The following is a 15,018-nucleotide window of genomic DNA, read 5'->3' as shown; positions in this document are numbered from 1 at the left end:
CGATTCCGCCAGGTAGCCGTCTTCCTGCGCCATCATTTCGGTCGCCAGACGAATACGCGTGAGGGGCGTGCGCAGATCGTGGCTGACGCCTGCCATCAGCAGCGTACGGTCATCCGCCAGCTGCTTGACGCCCGCCGCCATCTGGTTAAAAGCTCGAGTTACTGAACGCACTTCGGAGGCGCCGTACTCGCGTAGCGGCGGCGGGATCACGCCTTTGCCAACCTGTAGCGCGGCATGCTCCAGCTCTACCAGTGGCCGGTTCTGGATGCGGATAAACAGCCAGGCACCGCCTATCGCCAACAGCATTATCGCCAGCGTATAGCGGAACAGCGGCGAGAAGTCGCCCTGGTGGATTTCGGTTAGCGGAACCCGTACCCAGATATCCGGCGATAGCCAGGTTTTCAGCCAGACTACCGGCGAATTTTTATTCACCTCTACGCGCACGTCGGTCGGGCCGCCGAGCTGCTGCGCCATCTGCTGGCTGAGGAATTCGTAATGCTGCGCCCAGCGCAATCCGCTCTCTTCCGCCGCCGCGTTGGTATACAGCGAGATCCCCAGCTCGCGGTAAATTTCGCGGCGGAACGCTGGCGGCACCTCCAGCTGCGTGCCGTCTTCCAGCTGCAGCCGGTCGGTCATCAGCATCCGCACCTCATACGCCAGCACCTTATTGAACTGCTGCAGGCTGGGCAGAATAGCGAAGTTCAGCACCACCAGGTAGGTCGTCACCAGGCTGACAAACAGCAAAGTGACGATCAGCAGCAGCGTACGGGCAAAGGAGCTGCGGGGAGAGAAGCGGATTCGCCTCATGCTTTACTGCCGTCCGGTACGAAGACGTAGCCTAAACCCCAAACGGTCTGGATATAGCGCGGATGCGCCGGATCTTCTTCCACCATACGGCGCAGGCGAGAGATCTGCACATCGATAGAACGTTCCATCGCGCTGTACTCGCGGCCGCGAGCCAGGTTCATCAGCTTGTCGCGGGAAAGCGGCTCGCGCGGATGGCTGACCAGCGCTTTTAGCACGGCAAACTCGCCGCTGGTGAGCGGCATTGGCTCATCTTCGCGGAACATTTCGCGCGTGCCCAGGTTCAGCTTGAATTTGCCGAAGGCGATAACCGCTTCTTCCTGCGAAGGCGCGCCTGGCAGTTCGTTGGCCTGGCGGCGCAGCACGGCGCGAATACGGGCCAGCAGCTCGCGCGGGTTAAACGGCTTAGGAATGTAGTCATCGGCGCCGATTTCCAAACCAACGATGCGGTCGACTTCTTCGCCTTTCGCCGTGACCATAATAATTGGCATCGGGTTGCTCTGGCTGCGCAGACGGCGACAGATGGAAAGGCCATCTTCGCCCGGCAGCATTAAATCCAGCACCATCAGATGGAAAGATTCGCGGGTCAGCAGACGATCCATCTGCTCGGCGTTCGCCACGCTGCGCACCTGGAAACCCTGCTCGGTCAGATAGCGCTCCAGCAGCGCGCGTAAACGCATATCGTCGTCCACGACCAGGATTTTGTAGTTCTCTTGCATTTCGATACTCCCAAAGGCGCTATTGCCTGAGCCATTATTCTTAAAAAAGATGCCTGAATGTAACAGTCAATAATGGTTTATATTCTAGCCGAAATTGTTACAAAGCATATTAAACAGGAGCTTATCTTTAATTTTCATTCTCTTTGCGCAGCGGCAGCACGCTTTTTTAGCTTAGTATTCCGGGCCTAAGGCAAATACGATGCGTACTATTAACGTTCATAAACGTCGTTTTCCGTCCGGGTGACGGCCGGAGCGCTAACGCTAACATTGCTCAGCTGTAGGTTATCCACGCCAGCGATTTTACCGAACTCTTTCGCCTGTATGCCGATATCGCTAAAGATCAGGTTTTTAATGGGTCGCTCTTCGCAGCCCTCTATAAAGAAAGCGCGGGAAAAAATCTCGTCCGTTGTTAACGTAGCCGTTACCTGCGCCACGCTGATATCGCTGACCTGGGTTAAACCCGCCTCGCCTTCCACGCCCTGGCGAATTGCCTGCCAGTGCGCTGGCCAATCCGCCTGTTCATTTTGCGTCGCATAGCTGTATTGCGGAAACCAGTTAAGCTGCAGCAGAAACGGGAAGCGTACGTCCGTCATGGTCAGATGGCGTACGGTTATCTCTTTTATCCAGCCGCCGCGATTACGGGCGGATTTAATACGAAAACCTGCGCCCGTGCCGATAAAACGGTTATGTTCGATCAGCACTCGTTCAATGCCGCCGGAAGTTTCGCTGCCCAGCGTGATGCCCGATCCTTTGCGCAGTTCGCAATGGCGGATCACAATATCTCGCGAGGTTTTCGATTGCTGGCAGGCAGCTAAACCTCGCCCTGATTTCACGCAGATGCTGTCGTCATTGCAGGAAAGCGTGCAGCGCTCTACCGTTACCTGCTCGCAGGAGTCGATATCAATGCCGTCCGTACTTGGCCCACCGGAGTTATTAACTTCAATGTCTGCCAGCAAAACCTCGCGGGAATAGCAAAGATGAATATTCCAGAAGCCTGATTCGCGGCTGACAAAATCGTGTAATGCAATCTCTTCGCTTTGGTAAACCACCAGGTTGCGCGGCCGCCGACAATCGTAATCTACCGCCCAGCGCAGGTTACGCTCGCTGTAATCCGCCAGCATGCCGCCTTGTTCATCCTCTCCCCAGAAGCGCTGCCACCAGCATTCTCCCTGTCCGTCAATCACGCCGGGCCCGGCGATTTTTACACGTCGACAATTGTTGATATTAATGATGCCTGCTGGCCACTTCATATCGATTCCGGCGACGCGCGTCTGAATCTCCTGATAATCGACCAGCCGCTGGCTGCCCAACAGCACCGCGCCTGCGGCCAGCCAGAGCGTCATATCGCTTTTTAAAAACAGCGAGCCGGTCAGGAAGCAACCAGCGGGAACCACGACGGTATCGCCCGGCACGGCGCGATCGATAGCCTGCTGTAAAGCGCTTGTAGAGAGCGTGGCCGCCGTTGGATCGGCCCCAAATGTCAGTATATTTAGCTCGCTCATTTTCAACTTCCTCTGTTCAGTATTTAACCGTCACTCTACGCGGTGCCGACAACCCGCCCTTGTTGTCAGCGACAGAAGAAAAGGAATGATGGCAATAGCGCAAAGGTTTCGCCGACCGCTACGCCATTCCGGAAAATAAGGCCCCGGGATGAATAACGCCGCCAGAGTGATTACACTACCGCCACCGTTTCACTGAAAATGTCTGTTGCCGGATGAAAACCAAACTGATCACCCGTGAAGGGTACGACAAACTAAAAGCCGAGCTGGATTACCTGTGGCGCGAAGAGCGGCCGGAAGTGACCAAAAAAGTCACCTGGGCCGCCAGCCTTGGCGACCGCAGCGAAAACGCCGACTATCAATACAATAAAAAGCGCCTGCGTGAGATTGACCGCCGGGTGCGCTATCTGACCAAATGCCTGGAGCAGCTGCGTATCGTGGACTATTCGCCGCAGCAGGAGGGCAAGGTTTTCTTTGGCGCCTGGGTCGAAGTGGAAAACGACGACGGCGAGCTGAAGCGTTTTCGCATCGTCGGCTATGACGAAATTTTCGGCCGCAAAGACTATATCTCTATCGACTCGCCGATGGCGCGCGCGCTGCTGAAAAAAGAGGTTGGCGATCTGGCTGTGGTGCAGACACCCTTAGGCGAAGCGGGCTGGTACGTTAACGAAATCACCTACGTTAAACAATCCTAATCCTGCGGATTGAGCGCATCCTGGCGGTCATATGCTGGCAATTGCCGGCGGCAATCCGTATAACTGTCCGCAATTTCTCAAGCCATAAAGTAACCGACAATGAAAGATTCGCTGAGCCGCATAATTGCAAATGAGCTGCAGGCGCGGGCAGAACAGGTTGATGCCGCTGTCCGTCTGCTGGATGAAGGAAACACCGTGCCGTTTATCGCGCGCTACCGTAAGGAAGTGACCGGCGGCCTCGACGATACCCAGCTGCGTCAGCTGGAAACGCGTCTGGGCTACCTGCGCGAGCTGGAGGAACGCCGCCAGTCGATTCTGAAATCTATTGGCGATCAGGGCAAGCTTACCGACGAGCTGGCTAAGGCGATCGGCAGCACGCTAAGCAAAACCGAGCTGGAAGATCTTTATCTGCCCTATAAGCCGAAACGCCGCACCCGCGGACAGATTGCTATCGAAGCGGGCCTGGAGCCGCTGGCAGAGACGCTGTGGCAGGATCCTTCGCACGAGCCCGAACAGCTTGCCGCTGGCTTTGTCGATGCTGAAAAAGGCGTGGCGGACGTCAAAGCCGCACTGGACGGCGCGCGCTATATCCTGATGGAACGCTTTGCGGAAGACGCCGCGCTGCTGGCGAAAGTGCGCGACTATCTGTGGAAAAGCGCCCATCTGGTCGCGCGCGTGGTAGAAGGCAAGGAAGAAGAAGGCGCTAAATTCCGCGACTATTTCGATCATCACGAGCCGCTCTCAACCGTGCCTTCACACCGCGCGCTGGCGATGTTCCGCGGTCGCAACGAAGGCGTGCTGCAGCTATCGCTGAACGCCGATCCGCAGTTTGACGAGCCGCCGCGCGAAAGCCACGGCGAGCAGATTATTGCCGACCATCTTGGCCTGCGCCTGAACAACGCACCTGCAGATAGCTGGCGTAAAGCGGTGGTGAGCTGGACGTGGCGGATTAAAGTTATGCTGCATCTCGAAACCGAGCTGATGGGCACCGTGCGCGAGCGCGCAGAAGACGAGGCGATCAACGTTTTCGCCCGCAATCTGCACGATCTGCTGATGGCCGCGCCTGCGGGTATGCGCGCCACCATGGGTCTGGATCCGGGTCTGCGTACCGGCGTTAAAGTGGCAGTGGTAGATGCCACTGGCAAACTGGTGGCGACCGACACCATCTATCCGCATACCGGCCAGGCTGCTAAGGCCGCCGCCGCTGTTGCCGCGCTCTGCACTAAACATCAGGTCGAGCTGGTAGCGATCGGCAACGGCACAGCCTCACGCGAGACCGAGCGTTTTTATCTGGACGTGCAGAAGCAGTTTCCTCAGGTCAAAGGCCAGAAGGTGATTGTCAGCGAAGCGGGCGCTTCCGTCTATTCCGCTTCCGAGCTGGCAGCGCTGGAGTTCCCGAATCTGGATGTTTCGCTGCGCGGCGCCGTTTCTATCGCCCGCCGCCTGCAGGATCCGCTCTCCGAGCTGGTAAAAATCGATCCGAAGTCAATCGGTGTCGGCCAGTATCAGCACGATGTCAGCCAGAGCCAATTGGCGAAGAAGCTGGATGCGGTAGTGGAAGACTGCGTAAACGGCGTGGGCGTGGATTTAAATACCGCCTCCGTGCCGCTGCTGACCCGCGTGGCGGGCCTGAGCAAAATGATCGCGCAGAATATCGTGAGCTGGCGTGATGAGAACGGCCGCTTCCGCAACCGCCAGCAGCTGCTGAAAGTCAGCCGCCTGGGGCCAAAAGCCTTTGAACAGTGCGCCGGCTTTCTGCGTATCAGCCAGGGCGACAATCCGCTGGATGCCTCTACCGTTCACCCGGAAACTTATCCGGTAGTGGAGCGCATTCTGGCCGCGACCGAGCAGTCGCTGCGCGATCTGATGGGGAATTCAACGGCGCTGCGCGATCTGCGCGCGGTGGATTTTACCGATGATAAATTCGGCGTGCCGACCGTCAGCGATATCATCAAAGAGCTGGAGAAACCTGGCCGCGATCCGCGTCCCGAATTCAAAACCGCGCAGTTTGCGGAAGGCGTGGAAACCATGAACGATCTGCTGCCTGGCATGGTGCTGGAAGGCTCGGTCACCAACGTCACTAACTTCGGTGCCTTTGTCGATATCGGCGTACATCAGGATGGCCTGGTGCATATCTCGTCGCTGGCCGACAAATTTGTCGACGATCCGCATAAGGTGGTGAAAGCTGGTGATATCGTTAAGGTGAAGGTGATGGAGGTCGATTTGCAGCGTAAGCGTATCGCGCTGACCATGCGCCTTGACGAGCAGCCGGGCGAAACCGGCGCTCGCCGCAGCGCGGGCCGCGATAACAATCGTCCGGCGCAGAATAAACTGCGCCCTCGCCAGGCCACGCAGCCTGCGGGCAATAGCGCGATGGGCGATGCGCTGGCCGCCGCCTTCGGTAAGAAGTCCTGAGCCTTCGGGAGCGTTTTACTCAAAACGTTCCCGAAAAAGCTATAAATGGCGCGGATTGCCCAATCCGCGCCATTTGATTTTTCCGCTTTTTGCCCTGTCGTTTACCTGCCGGTGAGCTTTCTCCGCCGAAAAATTGTTCTGTATCAACTGAATTAAGAATCATTATCATTATAATTCCGCCAGTCAACTATCACCACAGGCAACGCCTGTCAGGGCGGTATTATGAAATTACTTTCCAGTAAGCGCTATAAAATCGTCAGCTACTCTTCCGCTATCAGTCCGGCATTCCGACAAAAGCTGCTGTTACAAGGGTTGCGGCCCGGCTCCGAGTTTGTGGTAAAGGCCGTCGCGCCTTTCGGCGGCCCGGTCAAGATCGAGAACGATTACGCCAGCCTGGCGCTGCGTCGCGACGATCTTTCCCTTATCCAGCTTGACTGCCTGAACTGAACGCGAGCCCGACTATGAAAACCATTACTCTCGGCCTGATCGGCAATCCCAATGCCGGTAAAACGACCCTATTCAATCAGCTTACCGGCGCCAGGCAGCGCGTCGGCAACTGGGCTGGCGTTACCGTTGAACGCAAGGAAGGCGCTTTTAGTACAGCCCGGCATCAGGTACGGCTGGTGGATTTGCCAGGCGCCTATTCGCTGACCACTATTTCAGAACAAACCTCGCTGGATGAGCAGATTGCCTGTAGCTATATCCTGAGCGGCGAAGCGGATCTGTTGATCAACGTGGTGGACGCCAGCAACCTGGTCCGCAATCTTTATCTGACACTGCAGCTACGCGAACTGGGCGTGCCCTGCATCGTTGCGCTGAACATGTTGGATATTGCCGAAAGCCGCAAAATAAACATCAATGTGGCGCAGCTGGCGAAAGTGCTGGGCTGTCCGGTCGTGCCGCTGGTTTCCACGCGCGGTCAGGGTATCGATCGGCTAAAAGCGGCGATTGATGAGTTTGCAGGCCAGCCGGAAGTTTTCGCGGTGGCCTATCCGCAGCAGACAGAACGCCAGGTAGCCGAATTGTCGGCGGTTATGCCTGAGCGGCTGCCCGTTTCACGTCGGCGCTGGCTGGCGCTACAGATGCTGGAAGGCGATATCTGGTGCCGCAGCCAGGCTGGTGAAGCTGCCGCCAGCCTCGCCGGGCAAAGCGATCGCGAGGCGCCGCTGCATATCAGCCAGGCTCGCTATGCCGCTGTTGAAAAACTGTGCCAGAGCGCGACGGCGGAAGGCGAAGCCGCGCCGCATCTTCTTTCCGCACGGCTCGACGCGCTGGTGCTGAACCGCTGGCTGGGCATTCCCATCTTTCTGATGGTGATTTACCTGATGTTCTTTCTCGCCATCAACCTTGGCGGCGCGCTGCAGCCGTTTTTCGAACAAAGCAGCGCCGCGATTTTTATTGACGGCGTGCAATGGCTGGGCGCGACGCTGCATTTTCCCTCTATGCTGACGCTGTTCCTGGCGCAGGGCATCGGCGGCGGCATCAACACCGTGATGCCGTTGATTCCGCAAATCGGCCTGATGTATCTGTTTCTCTCCTTCATGGAGGATTCCGGCTATATGGCGCGCGCGGCCTTTGTCGTGGATCGCCTGATGCAGACGCTCGGGCTGCCGGGTAAATCTTTTGTGCCGCTGATTGTCGGCTTTGGCTGCAACGTGCCTGCGGTAATGGGCACCCGTACGCTTGATGCGCCCCGCGAGCGCCTGATTACGCTGTTAATGGCGCCCTTTATGTCCTGCGGCGCACGGCTGGCTATCTTTGCCGTTTTCGCTTCGGCTTTTTTCGGACAGAGCGGCGCGCTGGTGGTATTCAGCCTTTATCTGCTGGGCATCGCAGCAGCGATTATTACCGGCCTGGTGTTGAAACATACGCTGCTGCGTGGCGAAGCCGCGCCCTTTATGATGGAGATGCCCGGCTGGCACGTACCGCACCTGAAAAGCCTTTGCCTGCAAACCTGGCAGCGGCTGAAAAGTTTCGTGCTGCGCGCCGGGAAAGTGATCGTGGTGGTCAGCATAATTATCGGCGGTTTGAACAGCGTTTCCTTTAGCGGCCAGCCTGTTTCCAGCATCAATGATTCGGCGCTGGCAACCCTGAGCCGCCAGCTAACGCCGCTGCTTAGTCCTATCGGCGTGGATCAGGATAACTGGCAGGCTACGGTAGGGCTGGTAACTGGCGCGATGGCAAAAGAAGTCGTGGTCGGCACGCTGAATACGCTGTATACCGCTGAAGCGCTGCACGAAGAAGAATTCGACCCGCAGAGCTATAGCCTGGCGGCAGAGCTGAAAGATGCCGTCGCGCAAACCTGGCAGAGCGTAAAGGAAACTTTCAGCCTGAGCGTACTGCTGCATCCCCTGGAGGCCAGCAAAGGCGATGGTGAAATGGCGAGTGGCGCTATGGGCGTTATGCATACGAAGTTCTCCAGCGATATCGCCGCCTATAGCTATCTGATCTTCGTGCTGCTGTATGTGCCCTGCGTATCGGTAATGGGAGCTGTAGCGCGCGAAAGTAGCACTCGCTGGATGCTGTTCTCGAATTTTTGGGGGCTAAACCTGGCCTATTCGCTGGCAACGCTGTTTTATCAGTTCGCCACCTTCAGCAGCCATCCGCAGTCCAGCGCAATAACGCTGGCTACGGTAGCTATTTTTAATCTCTGTCTCTGGGCGGTCCTGAAAAATATCAGGCTGAAACCCGAGCGGCTGACGGTCAAAACCCTTGATGCCGTCGGCTGTGCTGGCTGCAGCAAAAAAGGCAGCTGTCACTAAGCGATCTGCCACCGCAGGAAGTTGCGATTTCGCTTCCAGGGTCTACAGTGAAGATTAATGTGGCTGTAAACCAATGCGGTGGCTCACTGTATAAAAATGGAAATTATCAATAATTTAATCGATAAGATCTATGAGGGCGCTTTTCCTGCCGACTACCTTAACAGGTTGACAGAGGCCATCAGGCAAACACGAAACCAGCTTAGCTACCAGCGGAAGGCGCACTGGGATGAGAAAGATGTCGTGCTGATTACCTATGCCGATCAGTTTTACGAGAGCGAAGCGCCCACGCTGGATACTTTTTCCCGCTTTTACCAACAGCACCTTAATTTTTTTACCCTGGTGCATCTGTTACCTTTTTTTCCCTACTCTTCCGACGACGGTTTTTCGGTTATTGACTATCACCGGGTCAACGCTATCTGCGGCGAATGGTCGGATGTGGCCGCACTGCACCAGCATACGCGGCTAATGTTCGATTTTGTCTGTAACCATATTTCCGCCCACAGCGCCTGGTTTAAACATTATTTGGCACAGGATCCCGGCTGGGATAACTTTTTTATCAGTATGCCGCCCACCGTGGATCTTAGCGCGGTAACGCGGCCCAGAACCTCGCCGCTGCTGACGCCTTTTACGCTGGCAAACGGCGAGAAGCGCTTGATCTGGACTACCTTTAGCGCCGATCAAATCGATTTAAATTTCGCTAATCCGCAAGTGCTGCTGAGCATGGTTGGCGTACTGCTGGATTATCTGGCGAAAGGCGCAGATTACCTGAGGCTGGATGCCGTGGGCTATATGTGGAAAACGCCCGGCACTTCCTGCATCCATCTGGAGAAAACCCACCAGTTGGTGAAGCTATTTCGCGCTATCGTCGATACAGTTGCACCCGGCACGGTGCTCCTGACTGAAACCAACGTGCCGCATAAAGACAACATCAGCTATTTCGGCAATGGTCGCGACGAAGCACAGATGATCTACCAGTTTTCGCTGCCGCCCCTACTGCTGCATGCTATTCATTGCGGTTCTTCTCGGGTGTTGAAAAAATGGGCAGCCTCGCTGGAGCCAGGAAACGGCGCGACCACCTGGTTTAACTTTCTCGCTTCACACGACGGTATCGGCCTGAATCCGCTACGCGGCATTCTGCCGGAAGCTGAAATAGGGTCGCTGGTCAAAGATCTGGCGGACGAAGGCGCGCTGGTCTCTTATAAAAATAATCCCGACGGCACCAGCAGCCCTTATGAAATTAACGTGACCTTTATGGATGCGCTGAATAAAAAAAGCGACAGCGACGAGGTACGGCTACAGCGTTTTATGCTGGCCCATGCGGTGCTGCTCGCCTTTCCCGGCGTGCCGGCCATCTATATCCAGAGTATTTTAGGATCGCGTAATGATATGGAAGGGGTAAAAGCAGCAGGCCAAAATCGAGCTATTAATCGCGAGAAGTATGTTATCAGCAATATCGAAACCGCGCTCAGCGATACGCGCTCCTTGCGGCATAAGGTTTATCATGGGCTCAGCCAGCTAATTCAGCTAAGAAAGCGTCAGCCCGCTTTCCATCCTGATAATCCGGCGGAAGTGCTGGAAAGCGATAACTCACTGTTTATTCTGCGCCGTCGCGCGGCAAATGCAAACGAAGAGATCCTCTGTATTTTTAACCTGAGCGGAAAAGAAGTTAGCTGGACGTTGCCAGATAACCGGCTCTATCGCAATATCACAGGTAACAGCATCTTCGACAGCAATCATCCACTAACGTTGCCACCGTGGCATTTTCTCTGGCTGAAGAATGCTGGCGAGAAACCCGCGCCAGCATCGTAAACTTCAGCGTGGTCCCGTTTTACTTGTAAACGTCTGCGGTAGCGCTGAATTTGCCGTGCTCACGACCGGCAATAATCAGATAGTATCTGCCGCCTTTTTCGTCAGCCCGTTTTGACAGCACTTTTTTCGCATCCATTGGCGAAGTGGTTTCCGCCGTGGTATGTACCGTGCCGATTTTTTCCAGCTTCATGGTTTTAACTTCTTCTCTGGTTACCTCTTTTGCCGCCAGGGCGGAAAAAGGTAGCGCCAGCGCCAGAGAGGCAATTGCCAGGGTTTTCAGTTTCATCAGAGACACTCCCGAGTAATGTTATTGTCTTTGGCTGCCGGATGAGAATGCCGGGCGGCCCGCCCGCTCAGAGGTAAAACGGCCAGCAGCCTCTGATAATTATTGTCTGAAACCGGCAATTCGCCAGCGCTGCGCGCAAATTTAAAGCGGCAATTTCACGCCAAAATCAAGCAGTTGCTCACAGAAGTCTTCGGGATGGGAAATAAAGGGCGCGTGCGCGGCCTTATCGATAATAACGGCCTTGCTTTCGGGCCAGCGCGCGTCCAGCAGCGGCGCGATTTTACGCGGCACCAAACCATCCAGTGCGCCATAAATTCGTAGCAGCGGCACCTGTAGCGCCTGCATTGGCTCACGCAAATCGACGGTGCGCAGGATTTCCAGCCCTCCTTGCAACACGCTAACTTCCGGCGCGGGTAGCGACAGCACTACGCTTTTTAACTGGCGCGCATCCTGTCTGGCTGTTTCCGTGCCTAAAGTTTGCAGTGCCAGAAAGCGCTCCACGGTGCGCTGAAAATCTTCGCTGAGCTGCTGTTGAAACTGGGTCAGGGTTTCAGGTTTGATGCCGGGCCATTCGTCCTGAGCGGTAAAACAGGGCGAAGAGGCGACGCTGACCAGGCCGCTGACGCGCTCAGGATGCTGTAAGGCAAGCGAACTGGCGACCAGGCCACCTAACGACCAGCCAAGCCAAATCGCGCGGGCAGGTGCGAAAGGCAACAGGTTCGCCACCATCTCTTCCACGCCCATTGCCGGAAAACCTTCACTGCGGCCATAGCCGGGCAAGTCCACCAGATGCAGGCGAAAATGCGGGCTGAGTCGCGCAATAATGTTTTGCCATACGCCCGCATTCAGTCCCCATCCGTGCAGCATCACAAGATCGCGATCTCCCGTGCCGATTGTCTGCCAGTAAAGCTGAGCCATCTATTACTATCCTGTTTTTGTCATGGAGGACGCTATGCTAACAATGCCCGCCGCCTGTTGGCTATGCCAGATGCCACTGGTGCTTGCCCATCACGGTATTTGCAGTTTCTGCCTCCGTGCTCTGCGGCCGCCCTGCTGTTGCCCGCGTTGCGGTCTGGCCACCTTTTATCCGAACGCAGAGTGCGGCCGCTGCCAGCGCCGTCCGCCTTCGTGGCACAGGCTGGTTTTTGTTGCCGCCTGGCAGCCACCGCTAAAAGATCTGGTCAGGCGGCTAAAGTTTTTTCAGCGAACAGCACTATCGGCGATGCTGGCGCGCCTGATTTTGCTAACCTGGTTAACGGCCCGCCGCGAAGGCAGAGTTAAGCGTCCCGATCTGCTGCTTTGCGTACCGCTGCACTACAGTCGCGCCTGGCGGCGCGGCTACAATCAGCTGGATGAAATGGCCGTTTATCTGGCGCGCTGGATGAACGTTCCTTTTATAAAAGGCGGATTAAGCCGAAGAAAGCGCACGAAAATTCAGCACTTTTTAACGGCTCGCGCCCGCCGCCGCAATCTGCGCGGCGCGTTCAGGGTTGAAATGGCAGTCAAGGGACGGCATATCGCTTTACTGGACGATGTCGTGACCACCGGCAGCACCGTAGAAGAGATTAGCCGGATTCTGCTGGCCGCAGGCGCGGCCAGCGTGCAGGTTCTGTGCCTTTGCCGCACCTTGTAGAGCGTCGGCGATGAGCGTATTATATAACCAACTAATTTAGTCAACTATTGAGCAATCGCCATGATCCGAATTACTGATTCTGCGCAAGAGCACTTCGCAAAACTGCTGTCAAAACAAGAAGAGGGCACCCAGATTCGCGTATTCGTTATCAACCCGGGCACGCCCGGTGCGGAATGCGGCGTCTCCTATTGCCCGCCCGATGCGGTAGAAGCCACCGACACCGAGCTGAAGTTCGAGAAGCTTTCCGCCTACGTTGATGAACTGAGCGCACCCTATCTGGAAGATGCCGAAATTGATTTCGTCACCGACAATCTGGGTTCCCAGCTGACGCTGAAAGCGCCAAACGCCAAAATGCGTAAGGTCAGCGACGATGCGCCGCTGATTGAGCGCGTAGAGTACCAGCTGCAGGCTACTATTAACCCGCAGCTGGCCAGCCACGGCGGCAAGGTATCGCTGATGGAGATCACGGACGATGGCTTCGCCATCCTGCAGTTCGGCGGCGGCTGTAACGGTTGCTCTATGGTCGATGTCACCCTGAAAGAAGGTATCGAGAAAGAGCTGCTGGCGACTTTCCCCGAGCTGAAAGGCGTGCGTGATTTGACCGAGCACCAGCGCGGCGAGCATTCATTCTACTAAACCTCTTTACTATGAAAAAAGGCAGGGTGGTTAGCCCCGCCTTGATTCAGGTTCCGTCTTCCTTTACGGGCGATCGGTCAGTTGCCTGACGGCAACGATAATCTGCAATGTGGTATAGATTATCTCCAGCACCACAAGGACAGCTGTCAGAGTTATCACCTGCGCGCTCTCCTTAACAGGAGCGCCGCACACCGGTTATGCCTTTGGGTTTCCCTCCCTGTGCGCATCTTGCTTACAGATACAGGCAGCGCTCTTTTGGGCGGAGGCAAACCGGACAGCACCACCTGTTTCCGGCCGGGAAAACTTGAGGCGACGTAGTCTCTGTCGCTTGCAAGAGGCCACCCTGAGATCCGTAAGGCAAAAAAAGTATATGCCTCACTGCAAGCGCCAGGCAATCTAATTCGGCTTGACGCCTCCTGGATAGATGGTAAAATTTTGTACAGCTTACAGATACAGGCAGCACATTTCCGAAAGCGGCTACCAACCGCTCAGGAAACAAAAAAACCGGCTTACCAGGCCGGTTTTTTTATGGGCTGCTTTTAGCCGCAGTCTTTTGCCCATCAGGGCTAAGCCTGCGGTTTTCGTTGTTTGTATTTAGCCCGATTTCTGACGAAAAAAGGCAGGGTGGTTAGCCCCGCCTTGATTCAGGTTCCGTCTTCCTTTACGGGCGATCGGTTAGTTGCCTGGATGCAACGATAATCTGCAATACGGTGTGAATTATCTTCAACACCATAAAGATAATTGCCAGAGTTACCACCTGCGCGCTCTCCTTAACAGGAGCGCCGCACATACTGGTTATGCCTTTGGGTTTCCCTCCCAATACGTATCAAGCTAACAGATATAAGCAGCACTCCCTTGGGTGAAGGCAAACCGGACAGCACCACCTGTTTCCGGCCGGGAAAAATCTGAAGCGGCTAAGATTCAGTCACTTACAGGAGTCTGCCCTGTCTATCTTTTAGCCAGATCACTGTAGGTTTTTTCTTCGTTCGCTACAATACCTTTAATGTAAATAAGGGTATTGACGCCCTTACTGAGGATGCTAAAATCTTTTGTAGCTAATAGATATAAGCAGCACGCTCCCCCAAGGCGGCTACCAACCGCTCAGGGGAATAAAAAAACCGGCTCACCAGGCCGGTTTTTTTATGAGTGGAACCTGCTATTTCAACGCTATACCCTGCTCTTTCGCCCACTTTCTCAATCTGGTGCAGGCGTTAGCATAGGGCGAAGAGGTATTTAGCGAAATCATTCTGCCCATCGTCCATTTGTCATACCAGGCTTCGCCATAAAGCGTTTGCTCAGAACGTTCTTCAATCAGCGCGACAATCTCGTTTTTCTTTGCCACCAGCCGCTCAATAAGCGCCAGATAATCCAGGGGTTCATAATCCTGATAGAACTTCTGCGCCAGTAGCCCGAGCTGATTCCATTTATAGCCAGTCTCGGGAAAATCAACCTGCTCGCCTTTTTCGCGATGCGTTATCCATTTTATTACCAGCTCGTTCCAGCCGGTTAAATATGCCGCCAGATCGTGCACGCTCATGACCGTGCCGCTGGCATGGCCCGCCAGTGTTTTTCCGGTGGTTTGCTCTGGCGGAACGGCATCTAAATAATGAATTAACCTGACGAATTTTTTATCTATGGCATTAAGCAGCTCGGCTTTAGTTTGCGGCACGCTCATCAAATTGCCCTCCAGGCTGTTGAAGTCCTTTCTTTTGGCCACTGCGGATAAGCTGGATGATAAAGCTTATCCGCAAGGCTTTTGA

Annotated in this window: 14 protein-coding genes; 7 read left to right on the top strand and 7 right to left on the bottom strand. The window is 55.4% G+C overall.

The genetic code is table 11. The features are described 5' to 3' along the window. The 3 genes from envZ to ACETPC_RS16820 form a co-directional block, all read right to left on the bottom strand. Positions 1–807, bottom strand: an 807-nt coding sequence (envZ, locus tag ACETPC_RS16830) for a two-component system sensor histidine kinase EnvZ (RefSeq protein ID WP_380183297.1), incomplete at its 3' end; no start/stop codon positions are given. Then, a complete protein-coding gene (ompR, locus tag ACETPC_RS16825; RefSeq protein WP_001157751.1) occupies positions 804–1,523 on the bottom strand; it encodes a two-component system response regulator OmpR in 720 nt (239 codons plus the stop codon). The genes envZ and ompR, both read right to left, overlap by 4 nt. Positions 1,524–1,732: 209 nt before the next feature. Further along, positions 1,733–3,025: a glycoside hydrolase family 28 protein gene (locus ACETPC_RS16820; RefSeq protein ID WP_380183277.1), complete on the bottom strand. Its 1,293-nt coding sequence runs from the start codon at positions 3,023–3,025 to the stop codon at positions 1,733–1,735. Positions 3,026–3,237: 212 nt separating this feature from the next. Between ACETPC_RS16820 and greB the strand changes: the two genes are divergently transcribed. Then, a complete protein-coding gene (gene greB, locus ACETPC_RS16815) occupies positions 3,238–3,717 on the top strand; it encodes a transcription elongation factor GreB (RefSeq protein ID WP_380183275.1) in 480 nt (159 codons plus the stop codon). Between the two features lie 99 nt (positions 3,718–3,816). Further along, the gene (locus tag ACETPC_RS16810) at positions 3,817–6,132 is read left to right on the top strand and encodes a Tex family protein (protein WP_380183273.1); all 2,316 of its coding nucleotides are present in this window, start codon (positions 3,817–3,819) and stop codon (positions 6,130–6,132) included. 19 nt (positions 6,133–6,151) lie between these two features. Here the strand turns inward: ACETPC_RS16810 and ACETPC_RS16805 are convergent, their stop codons facing one another. After that, positions 6,152–6,301, bottom strand: a complete 150-nt coding sequence (locus ACETPC_RS16805; RefSeq protein ID WP_380183272.1) for a hypothetical protein — start codon at positions 6,299–6,301, stop codon at positions 6,152–6,154. A 53-nt stretch (positions 6,302–6,354) separates the two neighbouring features. Between ACETPC_RS16805 and ACETPC_RS16800 the strand changes: the two genes are divergently transcribed. From ACETPC_RS16800 to ACETPC_RS16790, 3 genes are all read left to right on the top strand, one after another. Then, positions 6,355–6,579 (top strand): FeoA domain-containing protein, encoded by a 225-nt coding sequence (locus ACETPC_RS16800; RefSeq protein ID WP_380183270.1) that lies wholly within the window; start codon positions 6,355–6,357, stop codon positions 6,577–6,579. Positions 6,580–6,593: 14 nt separating this feature from the next. After that, positions 6,594–8,894: a Fe(2+) transporter permease subunit FeoB gene (feoB, locus tag ACETPC_RS16795; RefSeq protein WP_380183268.1), complete on the top strand. Its 2,301-nt coding sequence runs from the start codon at positions 6,594–6,596 to the stop codon at positions 8,892–8,894. 96 nt (positions 8,895–8,990) lie between these two features. Beyond that, positions 8,991–10,703 carry an alpha-amylase family glycosyl hydrolase gene (locus ACETPC_RS16790; RefSeq protein ID WP_380183266.1) on the top strand — a complete coding sequence of 571 codons (1,713 nt, stop codon included), beginning with the start codon at positions 8,991–8,993 and terminating at the stop codon, positions 10,701–10,703. Positions 10,704–10,722: 19 nt separating this feature from the next. On the opposite strand, the gene ACETPC_RS16785 is transcribed toward ACETPC_RS16790, so the two are convergent. Both ACETPC_RS16785 and bioH read right to left on the bottom strand, forming a co-directional pair. After that, positions 10,723–10,989 (bottom strand): DUF1471 domain-containing protein, encoded by a 267-nt coding sequence (locus tag ACETPC_RS16785; RefSeq protein ID WP_380183264.1) that lies wholly within the window; start codon positions 10,987–10,989, stop codon positions 10,723–10,725. A 141-nt stretch (positions 10,990–11,130) separates the two neighbouring features. After that, positions 11,131–11,907 (bottom strand): pimeloyl-ACP methyl ester esterase BioH, encoded by a 777-nt coding sequence (gene bioH / locus ACETPC_RS16780; protein WP_380183262.1) that lies wholly within the window; start codon positions 11,905–11,907, stop codon positions 11,131–11,133. 34 nt (positions 11,908–11,941) lie between these two features. Between bioH and gntX the strand changes: the two genes are divergently transcribed. Together gntX and nfuA are read left to right on the top strand one after the other, a co-directional pair. Next, positions 11,942–12,622: a DNA utilization protein GntX gene (gntX, locus tag ACETPC_RS16775; RefSeq protein WP_380183260.1), complete on the top strand. Its 681-nt coding sequence runs from the start codon at positions 11,942–11,944 to the stop codon at positions 12,620–12,622. Positions 12,623–12,682: 60 nt separating this feature from the next. Further along, entirely contained in the window at positions 12,683–13,258 is a 576-nt protein-coding gene (gene nfuA / locus ACETPC_RS16770; RefSeq protein WP_125289892.1) for a Fe-S biogenesis protein NfuA, read from the top strand. Positions 13,259–14,414: 1,156 nt separating this feature from the next. Here nfuA and ACETPC_RS16765 read toward each other — a convergent pair. Continuing rightward, a complete protein-coding gene (locus ACETPC_RS16765; protein ID WP_380183258.1) occupies positions 14,415–14,933 on the bottom strand; it encodes a ClbS/DfsB family four-helix bundle protein in 519 nt (172 codons plus the stop codon). Positions 14,934–15,018 lie beyond the last annotated feature (85 nt).

Origin of the sequence: Pantoea sp. sgz302252 (assembly GCF_042610525.1) — a bacterium.
GTDB lineage: Bacteria > Pseudomonadota > Gammaproteobacteria > Enterobacterales > Enterobacteriaceae > Erwinia.
Note: the sequence above shows the minus strand (reverse complement) of the source record. Positions and strands in the feature narration are given on the sequence as shown.

Coding starts and splice junctions, on each gene's coding strand:
- ompR (WP_001157751.1), bottom strand. CDS start 1,523: ATGCAAGAGAACTACAAAATCCTGGTCGTGGACGACGATATGCGTTTA.
- ACETPC_RS16820 (WP_380183277.1), bottom strand. CDS start 3,025: ATGAGCGAGCTAAATATACTGACATTTGGGGCCGATCCAACGGCGGCC.
- greB (WP_380183275.1), top strand. CDS start 3,238: ATGAAAACCAAACTGATCACCCGTGAAGGGTACGACAAACTAAAAGCC.
- ACETPC_RS16810 (WP_380183273.1), top strand. CDS start 3,817: ATGAAAGATTCGCTGAGCCGCATAATTGCAAATGAGCTGCAGGCGCGG.
- ACETPC_RS16805 (WP_380183272.1), bottom strand. CDS start 6,301: ATGATAATGATTCTTAATTCAGTTGATACAGAACAATTTTTCGGCGGA.
- ACETPC_RS16800 (WP_380183270.1), top strand. CDS start 6,355: ATGAAATTACTTTCCAGTAAGCGCTATAAAATCGTCAGCTACTCTTCC.
- feoB (WP_380183268.1), top strand. CDS start 6,594: ATGAAAACCATTACTCTCGGCCTGATCGGCAATCCCAATGCCGGTAAA.
- ACETPC_RS16790 (WP_380183266.1), top strand. CDS start 8,991: ATGGAAATTATCAATAATTTAATCGATAAGATCTATGAGGGCGCTTTT.
- ACETPC_RS16785 (WP_380183264.1), bottom strand. CDS start 10,989: ATGAAACTGAAAACCCTGGCAATTGCCTCTCTGGCGCTGGCGCTACCT.
- bioH (WP_380183262.1), bottom strand. CDS start 11,907: ATGGCTCAGCTTTACTGGCAGACAATCGGCACGGGAGATCGCGATCTT.
- gntX (WP_380183260.1), top strand. CDS start 11,942: ATGCTAACAATGCCCGCCGCCTGTTGGCTATGCCAGATGCCACTGGTG.
- nfuA (WP_125289892.1), top strand. CDS start 12,683: ATGATCCGAATTACTGATTCTGCGCAAGAGCACTTCGCAAAACTGCTG.
- ACETPC_RS16765 (WP_380183258.1), bottom strand. CDS start 14,933: ATGAGCGTGCCGCAAACTAAAGCCGAGCTGCTTAATGCCATAGATAAA.